The organism is Marinobacter sp. B-12 (genome assembly GCF_056857915.1).
On sequence record NZ_JBSXOB010000046.1, the window covers coordinates 1 to 15,557 of the forward strand.

General features: G+C 51.9%; 10 protein-coding genes. 9 read left to right on the forward strand and 1 reads right to left on the reverse strand.

Translation table 11 applies throughout. The features are described from left to right. Window positions 1–242: 242 nt before the first annotated feature. On the forward strand, window positions 243–614 hold the full coding sequence (locus AC13D2_RS07490; RefSeq protein WP_036204625.1) for a VOC family protein: 372 nt from the start codon (window positions 243–245) through the stop codon (window positions 612–614). 39 nt (window positions 615–653) lie between these two features. Here the strand turns inward: AC13D2_RS07490 and AC13D2_RS07495 are convergent, their stop codons facing one another. Beyond that, window positions 654–3,662: an ATP-binding protein gene (locus AC13D2_RS07495; protein ID WP_300499642.1), complete on the reverse strand. Its 3,009-nt coding sequence runs from the start codon at window positions 3,660–3,662 to the stop codon at window positions 654–656. A gap of 373 nt (window positions 3,663–4,035) precedes the next feature. On the opposite strand from AC13D2_RS07495, the gene AC13D2_RS07500 reads away from it, so the two are divergent. The 8 genes from AC13D2_RS07500 (at window position 4,036) to AC13D2_RS07535 (ending at window position 15,556) form a co-directional block, all read left to right on the forward strand. After that, the gene (locus AC13D2_RS07500; protein WP_482938402.1) at window positions 4,036–4,797 is read left to right on the forward strand and encodes a phosphate/phosphite/phosphonate ABC transporter substrate-binding protein; all 762 of its coding nucleotides are present in this window, start codon (window positions 4,036–4,038) and stop codon (window positions 4,795–4,797) included. A gap of 48 nt (window positions 4,798–4,845) precedes the next feature. After that, window positions 4,846–7,176, forward strand: a complete 2,331-nt coding sequence (locus AC13D2_RS07505) for a response regulator (RefSeq protein WP_300499647.1) — start codon at window positions 4,846–4,848, stop codon at window positions 7,174–7,176. Window positions 7,177–7,210: 34 nt separating this feature from the next. Next, complete coding sequence (locus AC13D2_RS07510; RefSeq protein ID WP_292048551.1) at window positions 7,211–8,659, forward strand: sigma-54-dependent transcriptional regulator; 1,449 nt, start codon at window positions 7,211–7,213, stop codon at window positions 8,657–8,659. A gap of 188 nt (window positions 8,660–8,847) precedes the next feature. Continuing rightward, window positions 8,848–10,986 (forward strand): putative bifunctional diguanylate cyclase/phosphodiesterase, encoded by a 2,139-nt coding sequence (locus tag AC13D2_RS07515; protein ID WP_292048550.1) that lies wholly within the window; start codon window positions 8,848–8,850, stop codon window positions 10,984–10,986. 348 nt (window positions 10,987–11,334) lie between these two features. Then, window positions 11,335–11,715: a hypothetical protein gene (locus AC13D2_RS07520; RefSeq protein ID WP_292048549.1), complete on the forward strand. Its 381-nt coding sequence runs from the start codon at window positions 11,335–11,337 to the stop codon at window positions 11,713–11,715. Window positions 11,716–11,787: 72 nt separating this feature from the next. Further along, window positions 11,788–12,558, forward strand: a complete 771-nt coding sequence (locus AC13D2_RS07525) for a hypothetical protein (protein WP_292048547.1) — start codon at window positions 11,788–11,790, stop codon at window positions 12,556–12,558. A gap of 263 nt (window positions 12,559–12,821) precedes the next feature. Next, window positions 12,822–13,574, forward strand: coding sequence for an OmpA family protein (locus AC13D2_RS07530; RefSeq protein WP_292048546.1), 753 nt, complete (start codon window positions 12,822–12,824; stop codon window positions 13,572–13,574). Beyond that, window positions 13,571–15,556, forward strand: a complete 1,986-nt coding sequence (locus AC13D2_RS07535) for a pilus assembly protein N-terminal domain-containing protein (protein ID WP_292048545.1) — start codon at window positions 13,571–13,573, stop codon at window positions 15,554–15,556. Before AC13D2_RS07530 ends, AC13D2_RS07535 begins: the two co-directional genes overlap by 4 nt. Window position 15,557 lies beyond the last annotated feature (1 nt).

The window sequence follows — 15,557 nt, forward strand, 5'->3', positions numbered from 1 at the left end:
AGGCCCAGTGGACTTAGAAAAGATCATCTATCTGGACAAATACACCAAGGTCAGCTCATAAAAAAGGGCCGATGGAAATATCCATCGACCCTCTTGCTACCCGGTCCGGCCAACCCAGATCCACTTTAAGTGAACGGCTTGGGTTAGCCTTCGGTTTTTTTGTTTGAGCAGGCTCCATATTGAGCGAAAACTTCGTATAGTTGTCGAGTAGTTGCCAGACATCAGGAGAGGAGAAGAACAAAATGATTGGATACGTTACGATTGGCGTCAGTGATATGTCCCGAGCCAAGGCCTTTTACTCGGAACTGTTGGGAGATATCGGCGCTAAGGTCCTTCTGGATATGGGCCGCATTGCGTTTATTGGGGAGAGTATGAAGGCGCCGATGCTGGCCGTGTGCACCCCTTTCGATGGCGAACCCAATCAACCGGGCAATGGCAATATGGTCGCCATTCACCCAGGGTCCAAGGAGGCTGTAGATGCTCACTACAAGCGAGCGTTGGATTTGGGTGCGAGCTGTGACGGCGAGCCGGGCCAGCGGATCCCTGACCAGTTTTACGGGGCCTATGTAAGAGACCCCGATGGGAATAAACTGGCCTTTTTCCACTTTGGTTAGTCAAAGTCCCTGATGCACGTTGGTTTCATGTGTCCGTCATCATTCTTCCTGCAGTGATGCCCATTTATTAAGCATTTTCACTAAATTGTACTTTGTCACTGGTTTAGAGAGGTAGTCGTCCATGCCAGCCTCCAGGAATTTATCCTGGTCGCCAGGCATGGCATTCGCGGTGAGGGCGATAATGGCTTTATTGCTCATTCGTCCGTCACCACGAATGATTCTCGTAGCTTCCAGGCCATCCATTTCGGGCATGAAGATGTCCATCAGGACAATGTCGTAGTCCAGTCTCTTGATAGCCTCGACGGCTTCCAGCCCGTTGCCCACTACGTCCGTGATGTACCCGGTATCAGCAAGCATGGCCTTGAACACTATCTGGTTGGCGGGGGAGTCTTCTGCAATTAATACCCTGAGTGGCTCCCTATCGCATGGAATCGGCGATAGATCCTCCTGATGCAGCTCTTCGTTGCCAAGGTAAGACGGGGACTCTGAAATAACCGAGAGCGGTATTTCAAATCTGAAGACCGCACCTTTGTCAGGTCTGCCCCGGGCTGTAATGCTGCCTCCCATTGCAGCGACAAGGCGTTTACAGATTGCCAGTCCCAGCCCTGTGCCTTCATGCCGTCGAGATGCCGTAGAGTCCAATTGGCTGAATGGTTGGAACAGCGCCTCAGTCTGGCTATCACAAAAACCGACTCCGGTATCCGCAATGCTGAATATAAAATGATCGGGCGTCGATCTGAATGCGCTGAGAGAGATGGATCCCTGATCAGTAAACTTGATTCCGTTGCTTAGCAGGTTCATGAGGATCTGCTGAATCCGTCCTGCATCCCCCTCAACGATCACGTTAGCCTGGTCACTGATTTCATCAATGAACGTCAGACCTTTCTGATGGGCTTTCGTTTCAGAGATTTTCAGTGTTTTTCGGATTAATTCGGCGAGATTGAATTGGCTCATTTCCAGCTCAACCTTGCCAGCCTCCATTTTCGACAGGTCTAGAAGTTCGTTCAGCAGGCTTAATAAGTGTTCTGCGGATTCGTAGGTCGTATCAATAAACTCCTGGTTCTTTCGATTCAGGTTTCCGCTGGTCTGAACAAGGTGAAGAAGACCGAGAATGGCGTTCATCGGCGTGCGTAATTCGTGGCTGACGGTGGCAAGAAAACGGGTTTTTGCCTGGTTTGCATTTTCGGCCCGGCTTTTTTCTTTCGCCAGTTCGTGTTCCTTGTTCTTTAACTCAGAAATGTCGGTATAGGAGATAATGGTACCGCCGGAGGGGACCCTGGACTCCTCGGCACGTAACCACCGTCCTGAGCGGAGGTGGAGTTCGATAACGCCAGAGGCAGGCTGACGGTGTTGTTGCAGTCGTTTGCCTATGTACTGTTGTTTGCCGTGGGGTGTATCGTCTTCCAGAACATAGCGGTTGGCTTCCACGCTATCTTTGAGCAGGTCCTCGAAGCGTGTCCCAAGTGATATCAATTGCTCAGGTACGTCAAAGAACTCACGGTATTTCTGGTTGCAGCGAACAAGTCGGTCATCACCATCGAACACCGCAAAGCCATCCGGTAATGATTCAATGGCATCCTTGAAACGGGCATTGCTGCGATTAAGGTCTTCCTTGGCTTTATCGACGGCGCTGGCATAACGAAAAGGCAAACGAAGCACAAAGTAAACCAGGCAGGCAACGACGAGTGCCAGACTGGTTGCGAAGACCCAGCGGGCAGGTGCGATGTCGTTCAAAGTTGTGGTCTCTGCGGCTGCAATGGCCATCTGCCAGCTTCCTGATGGTAAGGCAACATCGGCGCTGAGATTGTAACCATTAAAGACTTCTGGAGAGCCATAAAACACCTCTCCGCTGGCGCCCAATCCGTTTCGGCCACGGATGGCGATATTTCGGTCTGGTGACAGGTCATTAAACCCAGCCTCTTCCAGCAGGGGAGGCAGGTCTACCAGTACGGTTGCGAAACCCCAGAAGCTATCCGATCCAGATCCGGAGTCCGTGACGAAAATAGGACGACGGCCGATTAGAGCAGTGCCCCCCTGAAGGAGCTCCAGAGGGCCTGCAACCCACAACTGTTTGGTTTCGATCGCTTTTAACGCGGCGTCCCTTCGGTTCGGGTCCGCCAAAAGGTTGTGTCCAACCGCAGCCCGATTGGTCGGTTCGGGCCACAGATACGTGACGATGCCATCTGGGGCCAGTTGCAGGCTGCGAATACCCGTCAAGCTATTGCCCAGGTCTGCAGCGAAATTCTGAAAGCTATCTCCATCTATACGGGGGTTACCTGACCGCACATAACCTGCGAGTCCGTGTGTCAGGTGAAGGCGTGCGTTCACTTCGGTTTCCAGGCGCCCGCGAACGTTAAACAAGGTTTCAGACAACGACGCCTGCTTCTGGAGTCGTTTATTTTCAAGTTCATTCAGGAATTCTGCCTGAGCAACCAGCATAATGATGGAAAAAACCAGTGCGGAAATGACTAGTGCCACCGAGCGTCGGGAAATGAAGGAGCCAATGCGCTGCAGGATGCGGCCGAACTGCTCGTCTTCGGTTGGCCCGTCTAAATTCTTTGGTGGTTGCTCGCGGATCTCCTTATCAACCATCTCAGCAAGTTGCTTCAGAAGAAGACGATGATTCTCGTTAAAACGCCTGGGGTGCTGGTCAATTATGCAAATCGCTCCTACCGCATGTCCGTCCGGTGAATGGATGGGATGGCCAGCATAGAAACGTAAGTGCATGTCACCCGTGACCAGAGGGTTGTCTAGAAACCTGGGATCCCTGGTGGCGTCCTCGACGACCAGCATCATATCCGCAGCAACAGCATGGGCGCAGAAAGACACGCTTCTGGGAGTCTCGATCTCATCGGTTCCAATACTGGACTTGAACCACTGTCGATCTTCATCCACGAGAGTGATAAGTGCAATTGGCACATCGAATAGCGCTCGGGCGATTGCCGTCAGGCGATCAAAGCGTTCTTCAGGAGGACTGTCCAGCAACTCCAGTTGGCGCAGTGCCATCAATCTTTCCCGTTCATTGCTGTATGGAGAAGTTTCAGTCATTGGACATTTCCTATAGTGGCGCAGCCTTCTCGCGGAGAAACGGTCGATTTCAAGTGTCTGTGCAAGAGCAATGCCATAGATCAATATCCTGTTGCGGCTGCCGCATGTGTACGGGAAACCACGCACTTGCATTGCAATGTGGTTTGCATTTTGCGAATTGAAATGCGCGTTGGCGCAAATTAGGGAGCAATTTGTGTCGGAAACTGCGGAATACGCCCGGTTTTCGAAAGTTGGATCGAAACGTGCTTAGCAAACTTCGTTGAGTTGGTGGCTACGCTGCCATGCCCCTGTTGGAGTCGAAGTTATGAAGCTAGGTGTAGGATGGGTGGCGCCAATGATATTTGGTCTGTGGCTATCGTGTAGTGAACGTGCCGTGGCCGAGTCTGGTGAATTGTCGGTATTAACATTCGGCATTGTTCCACAGCAGGCCAGCGAAAAACTGGCCAGAGACTGGGTTCCCTTAATGGGCCTGCTTTCGAATGCCGTCGGGCAGCAGATTCGCTTTGCAACGGCCCCAAACATACCTGAATTTGAGCGAAGGCTATCCCTGGGGACCTATGATATTGCCTACATGAACCCTTACCACTTCATTACTGTCGGCCAGGAGGCGGGTTATCGTGCGCTTGTCCGCCAGAAAAACCATCAGCTTCGTGGAATTATTGTCGTATCGAGTGATCTTCGCTTCGAGTCTGTGAGCGAGCTTGCGGAACATTCAATTGCCTTTCCGGCTCCGATGGCCTTCGCCGCTACCCTGATCACCCGCTCCCATCTGAATACTCAGGCTCCCGGCTACAAAACAACGTTCGTCAACTCACATGATTCTGTTTACCGCGGGGTGGCAGATGGATTGTTTGCAGCAGGTGGTGGCATCGTCAGGACGCTTCAGGACCTTGACTCTGATATTCAGTCAAAACTTGAAGTGCTCTGGCTATCACCGGGCTATACCAGTCACGCGATCGCAACACACCCGCGTGTGTCTGACGAAGCGCGAAGCCAGCTCGTCAGTGCGTTTCTGGCTGTTGGCGACAGCGAGTCGGGACGGAGTCTTCTGAGTGCTATAGGAATGAGTGGCTTCCAGCCGGCCGATGACTCGGACTGGGACGATGTGCGGCAGTTGGATATCGGAAAGCGGTAACTTACTGGTTTTTAGTATCTGTGGCGATTTGGTGGGAGGCCTCTCAACATGTCTTTCAGATGGAAGACTATTCTGGGCATCGGTCTGATTGAGTTGGTCTTTCTGTCCCTGCTGATCTGGCAAGCCTCAAGCTATCTTCGTGAGTCCAATGAAGAGACCATTCTGGCGCGTGCCCGTGACACGCTGATGCTTGCAAGTTCTGTCATGACGAAATCGATGATTGCCTATGATCTGGCTACTCTTGAAGAACAGGCAAAGCAGATTTTGAAACTGGAAGACGTCGAGTATGTCCGCATCAAGGGATTTGATCGGGTTCTGGTGTCGGTCGGCATAGATGAGAACAGCGATCGCAAGCTGGACGATACCCTGGCGGAGGCCGAGGATGGTATTTTTGATCAGATCCACGAACTGATTGTTGCGGACCAGGTGTTCGGCACGCTTGCAATAGGAATGTCAGTTCGCGGTTTGAAGCAAACGCTGACACAGGCTCAACTCAGGTTTTACGGCATTGCATTGGCGGAACTCATTCTTGTGGCTTTGTGCTCCTGGGTTTTTGCCAATTACCTGACGAGCAAGCTCAATCGGTTGAGACGTGCAGCGCAAGCACTGGCGAACGGAGGATTCCGGAAGGCCATCACCGTCAAAGGTGATGACGAACTTGCCGAAGCGTTGATCGCCTTCAATACGATGGCGGAGGCGTTGCAGGATCGGGAAAAAGCGTTAAAAACCATGAACGGTGAACTGGTTGAGTCGAATCAACAATTGATTGCGCGGGAAAAAGAGTTGCTGGATGCAAAACACATAGCCGAGCGGGCGTCTCTGGCGAAATCCCGTTTTCTAACACATATGAGCCATGAAATCCGATCACCACTTAATGCCGTTCTGGGTTCGCTTGCTGTGATGAACGACCGTATTCAGCCCAATGACCCGAACGACCGATTTATCCGGCTGGCGCTTGATTCTGGCGAGTCATTGCTGCAGGTGGTAAATGAGGTTCTGGATTTTTCGAGAATCGAAGCGGGGAATGTCAGTTTTGATCAACATCACTTCTATATCAGGCGTTTGCTGGAAGAGGTGCAACGTGCGGTAGGAGTTCATCGTAACGACACGGAGGTCGATGTGAATCTGGTAGTCAACGAGTATGTACCAGATTCCATCATTGCAGATCGTGACCACTTGAGACAGGTATTGACGATTTTATTGGACAACGCGCGCAAGTATACGGGGGCTGGGAATGTCCTTATTCGGGTAGACGTGGAGAGAGTGCCAATGGGGTCGGTGACTGGATTGCTGGCGTTTGAAGTCCGGGACACGGGGCCGGGTATCCCACCGGATCAGGTTGATACTGTGTTTCTGGAGTTCGAACAGGTTGACCCGGCCCGTGACTCTGGCTTGGGCGGGTCTGGGCTGGGACTGGCTATCGCGCGACAGCTTACTGAGGGTATGGGAGGCACCATCCGTATCGAGAGTGAGGTCTCGGTTGGCACATCCTTCTTCGTGACAGTCCCCTTTTCGACATCAGAAACGCCTCATTCAATCGATTTGGAGACAGCACGAACCAATGACGTATCCGGGACCATTACAAAGCAGGATAGGCATACTGTGACCCAACAGAAGTTGTCTGTGCTTGTCGTCGACGACGTGGAGGCGAATCTGCTGATTGCGTCGGAAATGCTAAAAAGTATGGGTATAGAGGTGCATGCGGCCCGGGATGGCGTTGAAGCGGTCGCTATGGCATTGATAAGTCAGTATGACATTATTTTTATGGACATCAGAATGCCACGACTCAACGGATTGGAGGCGACCCGGCGTATCCGTGAGGGCGGAGGGATAAATGCCGTAACACCGATAATTGCGTTGACGGCCAACGCTGAGAAAACTCAAATTGGCCGTTGTAAAGAGGCAGGAATGGACGACTTCATCAGCAAGCCATTTACCCAGGAGCGTCTCGTGCAATCAATCCATCAATGTACTCAGGTAGCCGGGGCAATCGATATGAAACAATCAGCATCAGGCAAGACGGCTGAGTTATTGTCAGCGACTGTTTTACAACAACTCGCCCGGGATACCTCCGGCGAAGCAATTCCCAAGATGATTACGGTATTTCAGGAGGAGGTACGTAAACGGGTCAGTCTGATCATTAGTGTTGCTGATGATAGCGACCCAAGCGAGTTGAGGGAGCAGGCTCATGCCCTGAAAAGCTGTGCTGGCACGTTTGGCGGTCTGCGTTTGCGGGAATTGGCAAGGCTTCTGGAAGACGCGGCCAGTGCTGGCAATACCCAGAAGTTACCTGTTTTGATTGAGGAACTCGGAATAGTGGCGGAGCAGACTTTGATTGAATACGCTCAGTATAAGGCGGATCTTGGGCGTGCGTCCTGACTTTTTGGATCAACTTCATGGAAAGGAAAGTGTAATGGTGGAAAACGGTCGGCCCAGAGTGTTACTTGTGGAAGACAGCCCTTCCAATTCATTAGTCTACCAGAGCTACCTGGAGGTCACTTACGACGTTGATGTTGCTCATACCGGGCGCGAAGCTTTTTTCTGCCTGGGTAAGCATCATTACCAGGCACTGATAACGGACGTTCGCCTGCCGGACACCACCGGGTTGGATATTCTTGATCGCGTGCAATCAGACACTCCGGATCTGCCAGTTGTTGTAATCACTGCCCACGGCTCGGTGGATATGGTGGTGGACGCGATGCAACGCGGAGCCGCCGACTTCATTACCAAGCCGTTTGACAAAGCGAGGCTTGAAGTCACGCTTGCAAACATTTTCAAGAAGCAGCAACTTGAAGATGTTGTTGCTGAGTATGAAAAGTCTTTTGTTCGTGAGCAGTTCCACAGAATGATTGGTTCCTCGCTGCCGATGCAGAGCGTCTATCGGATTATCGAAAGTTCGGCGCAAAGCAGGGCATCTGTATTCATTACGGGTGAGAGTGGCACGGGCAAGGAGCTGTGTGCAGAGGCGCTACACGCTGAAAGTGACCGGTCGGACAAGCCGTTCGTGGCTTTGAACTGCGCTGCCATTCCCCGCGATCTTATTGAAAGTGAGATTTTCGGGCATTTGAAAGGGGCCTTTACCGGTGCATCGTCGTCACGTGAAGGGGCGGCTCTTCGAGCAAATGGCGGAACTCTCTTTCTTGATGAGATCGGCGAAATGCCCCTGGATTTGCAAAGCAAATTACTTCGGCTTATTCAGTCCGGAACGTTTCAGCCGGTTGGCAGTAGCAAGGAAATCGCGGTTGATGTCCGCTTTATCTGTGCGACCAACCGTAACCCTTTGATCGAGGTTCAGGAAGGCCGTTTCCGGGAAGACCTTTATTACCGCCTGCATGTCATCCCGATACAGATGCCACCTCTCCGGGACCGGGGCAACGATATCTTACTCATCGCCCGTTCGCTGTTGATCCAATACTCAGACGATGAGGGCAAGTCTTTCCGATCCTTCAGTCGGGAAGTGGAATCGTTCCTGGAACGGAGCCGCTGGCCGGGGAATGTGCGCGAGCTCAGCAATATCATTCGCAATGTGGTGGTTCTGAACGAGGGTGAAACCGTGACCATGGCGATGCTGCCGTCGCCGATATCCGCCGCATGTAACCCGGTTCCGGGAGTACAACAGCATATCGATACAGGGTTGTCCGATTCGGTTCAGTTCGTTGGTCACTCCATGTTTCCGGTACAGGGTGGTAGTGGCGAAAATACCGGGAATAATAGTGGAATACTGCCGTTATGGCGGGAAGAAAAACGCATTATTGAGGCTGCAATTGCACAATGCGATGGTAATGTGCCTAAAGCGGCGGCGTTTCTTGAAATCAGTGCTTCCACCATCTACCGGAAACGCCTGCAATGGGAAAAGATGTAGGTTTCCGACATGCAATTTGGGTTGCATTTTGCGACGACCTGAAAGGAGGTGGTGCGAAGATGGTGTTGTGGCTCCTATCTTTCTGATAAATAATGATTTTAATAGCTGGCACGTAATCTGCTTAGGTTGTATCAGGCGCCAGAAGACAAGGCTTCTGGCAATTGATGATTCATCAGTGGAGCACTGACATGCAAACCGCCATTTCGAGTAGTGATCGCCTATCTTCACGAGGCCCGGAGCCTTCCCGCTTGCTGGTTGTCGACGATGATTCCGCTATTCGGACTGTTTCGCGTCTTGCGTTGGAATATTCTGGATTCAGCGTTACCGAAGCATGTGACGGCTACACGGCCTTGAGTTGGCTAAAGTCTCATCGTTTCGATGCGATTCTTCTGGACGCTCGAATGCCAGGCATCGATGGATTTGAAACCTGCCGACAAATGCGCGAAAGACTGGGTATGGACCCTGTTCCCATCGTGATCGCTACAGGGCTGGATGATGATGTATCTATCCAGACCGCTTTTGACTGTGGTGCCACTGATTTTGCGCCCAAGCCTCTTAACTGGCAGATAATCATCCAGCGCCTGCGTGCTTTGATCCGCGCCCGTGAAGCCAGCATTCACCTCAATGGGCGAAGCCTTCAGATTTCCTCCATGTTGAAAACGTCTTCCGAAGCTGTCCTGACTATGGACCGCAATGCCGTAATTCAGGAACGAAAGCACACCGAAAAACTTCCTGAAGCGGTGAAAGAAATGTTTCGACCAGGATGTGCGTTTTTCGATGTATTGCCGGTTGAGTGCTCAGGGCGTGTTGCAAAAGCCTGGGAAAATGCAGTGAACGGCGACAGCATTGATGAATTCATTCTTCAGTTTGGTGCGAACGGTTCCGATATGAACATTCAGGGACGTTTTATCGCCGGTGTTGAAAACGAAATGCTGTGTCTGCTCCAGGATCAAACGGAAGCTTTTGTCACCGAACGGAAAATGTATGAACTGGCCTATGTTGATCAGTGCACAGGCATCGCTAATGAAAAGCGTCTCATTTCTGAACTCACTCTGCGGCTGAAACAGGAGAGGGACAATGGCCCCAGCACGGTGCTGATTCGTTGTGCCACTTCTGATTTTCAGGAGTTTGAACCACGACTGGGACGTTCCGGGCTTAATAAACTTGCCTGCACCATCGTTAGTCGCATTAATAGCCGTGTAACAAAATTCGCTAAAGATACATCATTGGTTCTTAGTGAGCCGCCGCTCGTCGCCCGTATCTCGGAATCACACTATGCGATTGCCCTTTCCGGAGATGGCGTTAGGGGAGACAACATCGAGGAATTGGCGCAGAGCATTCTCAGCGTGCTCACTAATTGTGTCGAAATCGATGGTTTTTCATGTCCAATGGACTGGAAGATTGGCATTGCAACCAGCACCGGAACAACCTCACCAGATGCCTTGCTGAGCGCCACCGCGTATGCCATCCAATCCGGTTTGGCGGTCAATGGAAACGATCGTATCCGTTTCTATAATTCCGGTGTTCAGGAGAACATTGGCAGGGCGATGGAACTTGAGAGACTGCTTCGGAAAGACATTGCGACAGGGGCACTTGAAGTGTATTACCAGCCAAAATTTGCTTTGTCTGATCGCTCGTTGATCGGTATGGAGGCGTTGGTTCGCTGGAACAACCTGGAATTGGGGCCTGTCTCTCCAGCGCGCTTCATTCCGCTGGCTGAACAGACGGGTTTAATCATACCGCTGAGTCACTTCGTCATTGAAACGGTTCTTGATCAGATTGTGTGTTGGCGCGAAGAGGGGAGCCCTGCCGTTCCCGTATCCATCAACATCTCAGGGCATCACCTCAACAGCCAAACGATTGTTGAGGAACTGATGGCCGGTATTGAGCAGCGGGATATTCCCTGCCATCTTGTGGAACTGGAAGTGACCGAAAGCATCATGATTGAGGGCGCTGGCAGAGCGCTGGCCAATCTTCATGAACTCCGGGAAAACGGAGTTCGCATTTCAATTGATGATTTTGGCACCGGCTACTCGTCTCTCAGTTACTTGCGCGAGCTGCCGATTGACTGTCTCAAAATCGACCGTAGTTTCGTGAATAGCATTGCCAATGACCCAACCGCACACGCCATCGCGAAGGCCATTATCACCGTGGGACACGAGGTGGGCCTTCATGTCATTGCCGAAGGTGTGGAGACACCAGAACAACTGACCTGCCTTAAGGACGCGCAATGCGATTCTGTTCAGGGGTACCTGACCGGACGGCCCGTAGACAGGGATCACTTTGACGTCTTTTTTGGGGGATATGTTCCTCGTTCAACCCACTGATTGACGTAACCCTCGAAATCTTTGCGACGGCCAGGGAAGGGCTGTCGTCAACCATCTGAAACACCAATCTCGTCAAGTCTCCAGGTCCTGCCCGGTGGGGAATCTCCCATGGCCCCAACCTTCGAACGTTTTAATCTCTCATCGCTAGGCCGGGTGCTGCAAGTAGCTTTGCAATTTGCTACCCAATCGGCATGTGTCGGTTTTTATAGTATGTGGATGCGCCAAAAAAACATATTAAGTCATTGATTATTAACAAAATAAAAAGTTGGCACTGAATGTGCTTTAAGAAGATTGTGAGACATACGTCACACCCAACTTAAAACCAGAGCAAAGTTTGAGGTAAATACAATGAAAAACATACAAGTTAGCAAGCTGTCACGTAAGCAAGCGGGCTTTGTGATGACCACCGAGCTGGTCCTTCTTTCTACTGTCATGGTTGTCGGACTTGTTGCCGGGATGGTGACGATGCGGGATGCATTGACCGCAGAAATGGAGGATGTCGCTGAAGCCATTGGTCATCTCGATCAGACCTACGCCTTTAACGGCATCGTAAATGGTCAGAACACCGCAGCCATTGAAGGTTCTGTATACGGCGACGCGACTGACACCAACGCGGGTGATGATGTCGAGTTCACCTTTGTGGCCGCAACGCCGCTTGAGGGTGCTTCGACCGCAGCGAGCCTGGGTGCCAGCTCCTCAGCAAATACAGGCACTGTAAACACGCCGTAAGCTGAAGATAGATGACACGCCGCGGCGCTTGAGGGTCGCGGCTGCTTTAAGTTCGAATATCGGGGGTGGATCATGAAAAAGAAACTGACCGGAAGTACTACCGCCGCCATCAGCATGTTTCTGATTTCCGGAGTGTTTGCCAGTGTGCTTGGGGCAAGGCAGTTTGAGCGCTTCACTACTCATGAGGTACTTGGGCTCAATGGCGACTGGCCGGCAGGTGTATCTCTGCAACCGGCAATGCTGAAAAAAATCCGGGTTGATAAAGAGGTATCCGGAATTCCAGACCCACGGAAGGTTGTGGGGCTGACATTAAATGCTGCCAAGAAAGACGGCGAAATCCTTCGGCCTGGCGAACTCAAGCGTGCGAGGAAATCATGGCTGGCGCAACAGGTTCCTGACGGCAAAGTCCTTTACACGATGGTTCCACAGCCAGGATCCATACCCTATACCCAGCTAAGAAACGGCGACTCGTTCGATGTTATTGCCACGGGGCGGGGAGGCGTTCGAACGGTAGCGCGAGATGTAAGATTGATCGGAGTCTCCGGTGGCCGCACTACAGGTAAGAACCCAGCGCTCGATCAGGGCGGTCTTTTCGGGTTGGCAAGCTCGAAGCCTTCACCCGGAGAGAAAAGTGTCGCTTTGGTGGTGGCGGTTGCGCCAGAGTACGTTTATCCGCTGGCACATATTAATCCGCAGGAAAAAGTATCCATTGTGCTTCATGGAGAAACGTCGGAAGTCTCTAGTCAAAGAGCACATATTGATCCCCAGCCGACCCATCGACAGATTGAAGTAGTGTCCGGATTGAAAAGGAAGACCATTTCAGTGGCGATATCGGACCCATAAATAACATTGTAGAACCGGGCGTTCTCCCTCGTTCATTCTCAAGATTTGCGGCCGATGTATCAGGCCGCTTTTTTTAATTTTCTTATTCGCTTTGCATTATGCAAATGCCTTGTGCAAAACGCCAAGTCGTTTATTTAATGATTCTTATCTTTCTGATTTTTAACCATAAAAATGATTTCACAATGTGGCACGCAACCTGCTATTCCCATGGAAGATGAGAACAACCAATAATTTCGGAGCTGTATAAAGTGAGGAGTCGTCACATGATGAAGCTCGGCTGTTTATGCCTAATGCTCTTTAGTGCCGGATGCGGACATTTTCATCCCGCCTTAGTTGACCTTCCGGAACAGACCCGGATTGAGGTTACCCAAGCCCGAAACATCGCGACTCACAGAGTCCTGGCGCAAGATATTGACTATCCGGATCGGGGTGGTATGGGGCAGCCTGTAATGGCCCGTCAATGGGTTGCTCCTGGATGTCGGCTTCAGTTCTATACGTTGAACCATAGCCGGGCGATGGATCACGAACCACCACTGCAACGGTATCTCAATGATGGGATAGGTCCTGAAGTCGGTTACCTGTCGACCTATCAACGCCACGTTATTCGTTCCACCTTTGAACCTGGGACGTCCATGCTTTCAGAAGCCCTGAAAGCAGATCTGGAATGGTTCGCTCAATCGCTCAAAGCTAACGCGGTTCTACCTCATGTTGTTGTTATTGGTCACGCCAGCAGCAGGGGTTCGGAAGGCTTTAACAGCGCACTTTCTGAAGACAGGGCTCTCAATACAACTCGTTACCTGATCCTGAACGGTATCTCTCCGGAGCACATCCATGTTGTTGCTGCGGGTGAGTCAATTCCACCGGCCTATGACCACCCGGTTGCGTTGCATGAACGTAGTCGCCGGGTTGAACTCGCTACCTTTATTCGCGCTCCTGAACCCAGGGGAGGCAAGTCGGATTGTCGCTCTCAATATAACAGTACGGTTTCCATCGCTAACTCAAGGGACGCATCATGAAAAAACCGCCAGTTTTCGCTGCCTGGCCCGGACTTCTGCTCTTGGCGCTGGCTTTGGTGTCGGTGTCCGCACAGGGCCGCCTTGTCTATCTTGAAGATGCGACTGGTCGCCATGCGTCGGAGAATCGATCCCTTATCCAATGGACCCATTCCCGGCTTGTATTCGATAGGGAAATTGAGCGGGTTGCCGTGGGCCAGACTAAAACCCTCGAAGTCGAGGTGCTGGGAGGCAGGGAGCTGCTTCTTTTGGCCAAAGAGGTTGGGCGAACCACGTTGATCGTATGGTATCAGGGTGGCGAGACTGAAACGTTCCTGTTCAGTGTAACGGAAGACCTGTCAGTACTGAGAGGCGCTCTCAGGGACATTCACCCGGATATCCGGCTTGAACTTGCACCGGACCGTCCTGCTCTGACACTGCGTGGTCGAGTACCCAGTGTCGATTTCAAGATTGCTGCTGAGGCTGCAGCCACTCACTATCTTGGCGCCCGTACGGACTCCAGGCGCCAGCATGGTCGACTGCCGGGAGTTGGCGGGCAGACACTGGATAATAACCCGCTTCACATTCTAAGCCAGGTACAACAGTCACCGGGTGATGCCTTCCGGCTGAATGCGGAACATCTTTCTCAAAACAGCCGGGTTGCGATTATCAATCTGATTCAGATAGAAGAGCTCCCTGCCACCTTCGAAGCAAAGATCCTCGAGGCTATCAGGCCAATGGGGGCTGGTAATGTGAATATCCGCCGGGTGGTGCGTGGTGTGGTGCCCGATGATGCGCAGGACACGTTCATTCTGGAAGGAGAAGTCCGTGACCAGGTAACGCTCACGCGCGTACTCAATGTTGCCTCGAAGCTGCTCCTGAATACCAGGGATGGTGCCGCGGCCAACGGAGCACTGGTTGCACTGACTGATGAGGCTGGAGGGCTTATAGGGACAGGTGGAGGCAGTGTTTCCAGCTTGTCCAGTACGTTCGGTACTGGTCTGGGTTCCTCTGCCGGAGGCGGCCAGGGCAATCGGATCAAGTCGAACGTAGGGCGATCAAAGTTGATTTCAGTGGGTAATGGCCGTTTGTTGTCGGTCATTGAAGTCGGGGATTTACCGCAGGTGCGGGTTGCCGTTCAGATACACGAAATCAATCGTAACCGCATGTTTCGCTGGAGGCCTGATTTATCGCTGGTGACTGAGGGCTATAACACCAACGGACTGTTCTCGCTTGGTGGCTTATCTTCTCGCGCCGCTGATAGTTCGATGGTCGAAAATGCTCTCCAGATTCTGGGTGGCACCTTGACCAACAATCTGCAAGTCGGTGGAAGTGATGCAGCATTTGATCTGTTGTTTTCACTGATGGAACAGGATGGTATCTCCAGAACGTTGTCACGCCCCAACCTGACGGTGATGGCGGGAGAATCCGCAGTATTCAGTGTGGGTGGCGAAGTGCCGGTGCCAACGGCATTTGCTCCTAGCGGCCTGAAGTCTGGCGATGAGGTGGCGGCCAATACCCCGGGTGTCTTTAGTGGCACATCGTTCAAGTCTTTTGGTGTTGAACTCAGTGTGCGTGCCATGGTGGATGAAGACGACCGCATTACGCTTGACATTAATCCGACGATTTCCGCGCCTGATACCTTACTGACGCAGCAAATCAGCCAGAGCACAGGCAGCAGTTTGAATTCCACCGCTTTCAACACGCGCAGTATTCACACCACCACCCGTTTGAATGACGGTCAGCCATTGATTCTGGGTGGCCTGATATATCGAGAACAATCGGCCCAGAACGATCACACCCCCGGCTTGCAGGATATACCACTGATTGGCCATCTCGCCGAAGCGACGTCAAAAAGTGAGCAGGACCGTGAACTGGTCATCGTGGTTACACCGACACTGATTCGGGAACCGAACGGGCTGATTCATCAATGGGCCTTCCCCGCGGTCACTGATATCGCTGATCGAACACTATCGTTGTCTTCGCATGGTTACCAGGAGAACTGAC